This is a genomic window from Streptomyces sp. NPDC051173 (assembly GCF_040689515.1).
Classification (GTDB): domain Bacteria; phylum Actinomycetota; class Actinomycetes; order Streptomycetales; family Streptomycetaceae; genus Streptomyces.
In genome coordinates, this window is the sequence record NZ_JBFBBD010000163.1 from 1 (window position 1) to 2,373 (window position 2,373).

Below are 2,373 nucleotides of genomic sequence, written 5' to 3' on the forward strand. Positions count from 1 at the left end.
GTCGGCAGATCATCCTCTCCGACTGAGCATCGTGACGCCGCGTCACTGCTCCACAAGAAGTGGATCAGAACCGCTTGCCACGGCCGCCGTCAGACACCCAGGAGGAGCCGGAAGGGACCCGGGGTCAGGGGGAAGGCCCTGGTGGTGGCTCCGCCCAGGGCGATCAGGGTGACCCTCATCTGCGAATCAGGTGTAGCCATGGGTGAGGGGCTGTTCAGCAGCCGCCGGACGAGGCCGGGGCTGGGCGGCTGCTCCGATCTGGTGGACCGCGGGTGCGCCGCAGCAGCCGCCGCCTTCGTCGCTCTGGGTGGTCTCGGGGGACTCGTAGAGGACGCCCTTCCCGCCATGCGGCGAAACCCTCGTCTTCGTTCGGGACGGGGTACGCGTCGCGCGTCTCAAGGTGTACGGCGGTGTGTTCCACAGACCGGAGCAGATCAACAAAGCTACTCGTGATCCGGAAGCGGGCTGTCCTGGGTGGTCCGGCTCAGCGTCTCCGCGGTAGCCCGGAAACCCTGGATCACGAGATCGAGGGTGGCTTCGTCCACCCACACCGCCGGACAGCCGTGATCTCGAGACTCCGGGTCGTTCCCGACGAACCGTAGCTGCATCGTCTCTCTCGGTTGGGCCGGTTGCGGCCGGTTACACGCCTTGAGTCTTTCGCCCTTCGGCACGCAGGGTCAAGATCCCCGGACTGTCCGTGCAACCCCGTGCAACTTCGTGGACCGGCCCATGCCCGCCTCTCTACCGTCCGCAATCAGAGCCACACGAGTCGGGGAGACGCCATGGCCACCAGGTATAAGAGCACCCGGGAACGCCCGATCGACCTGCCGACGGGGTTCCATGCATGGTTGCTGGGCGGTGCCCCCATGCCGGGTTGCGCGGTCTGCGCCGCGAACTGGAGGCAGCTCGCGGCAGCCAGGACGCCGACCGAGGGGAGCGTCGGTCGATGAGGATCAGAAGGACGAGCGGATCTCCCGTGTGACCTCCGCGAGCGAAGGACCGCTGGTCATCATCTCCATGTGGCTCCCGGAGATCTCGACCACCCGGACCCCGTCGCTGTAGAGCGACTGCCAGAAGGAGAGGTACTGCTCGAAGCTGCCGTCTCCTTGCAGGGAGCCGTCGGCGATCGCCTTGATGTCGTCGCCCACGACGAGGACCGCCCTGGCCCGGGAGACGCCCGGCTCGTAGTGCGCGGCCGCCTCCATGATTCCGCCCAGTGTCTCGAACGGCAGCCAGTCCCGGAACCCGGGGGATTCCGTCATGAACTCCAGCGACGCCACGAAGCTACGGAACCCGGCTTCGAGTTCGTCCCGCTGGCTTCCCTCGGCTGCCCGTCCCTCTAGCCACATCCGAGCGGCTTCGCGGTACTTCTCGGCGTACGAGAGCATCTGCCCCTGTACACCCGGCTGAACGGTCGGAGGCTCCAGTAGGAAGACCGTGGCCACTTCGTCCGGGTGCTGTCGGCCGATCTCGTGGGCGATCACTCCTCCCAGAGACCATCCCAACACGTGGTAGGGCCCGTTCGGCCGGATGCCCTTCATCTCCTCCCAGTAACGGCTCGCCATCTCCTCGATGGCGCGGTACGGCACCTCGCTCGGATCCAGCCCTGCGGCCTGTATGCCGAAAGTCCGGCACGAGACCGCCATCTGCTGTGCGAGCGCTTCGTACCAGTGGGCGCTGCCACCGCTCGGGTGGATGCAGAACAGGGCGTGCTCGACTCCCCGCGCGGTCTGAGGCGAGAGGTCGAGGGTGAGGGGGCTCGCCGGTGGTCGGACGGACCCGGAGACCGCGTTCGCGATCTCCGCGATGGACCTGTGCTGCATGACCTGACGGATGGAGACGTCGATACCGACGGCCTTCAGGCGCGTCGCGACCGTCACCGCCCGCAGTGAGTGTCCGCCGAGGTCGAAGAAGTTGTCGTGGATGCCGATGCGGTCGATGCCGAGGATGTCGGACCAGATGTCGGCGATGGCGGTTTCGATGTCGTTGCGTGGGGCGGTGTAGGTGTCGGCGAGGTCGGGTCGGTCGCCGGCGGGCTCGGGCAGGGCCTTGCGGTCGACCTTGCCGTTGGGGGTCAGCGGCAGGGCGGGCAGGGTGATGAACCAGCCGGGGATCATGTAGTCAGGGAGGGTGCTTTTGCACCACTCGCGCAGAGTGGGTGTGTCGGGCGTGGTGCCGGGTGAGGGGACGAGGTAGGCGACGAGGCGCTTGTCGCCGGGGGTGTCCTCGCGGACGAGGACGACGGCGGTGGTGATCTGGTCGTGGGAGGTGAGGGCGGTTTCGATCTCGCCGAGTTCGATGCGCAGTCCGCGGAGTTTGACCTGCTGGTCGATGCGTCCGAGGAATTCGAGGTTGCCGTCGGGGAGCCAGCGC

At 67.2% G+C, this 2,373-nt stretch carries 2 protein-coding genes; both read right to left on the minus strand.

Going from position 1 to position 2,373, the window contains the following annotated elements:
- Positions 1 to 214 precede the first annotated feature (214 nt).
- Positions 215 to 421: a DUF6879 family protein gene (locus AB0435_RS34060; RefSeq protein WP_366428722.1), complete on the minus strand. Its 207-nt coding sequence runs from the start codon at positions 419 to 421 to the stop codon at positions 215 to 217.
- 532 nt (positions 422 to 953) lie between these two features.
- Positions 954 to 2,373: alpha/beta fold hydrolase (locus tag AB0435_RS34065; RefSeq protein WP_366428723.1), on the minus strand; the 1,420-nt coding region annotated here is incomplete at its 5' end.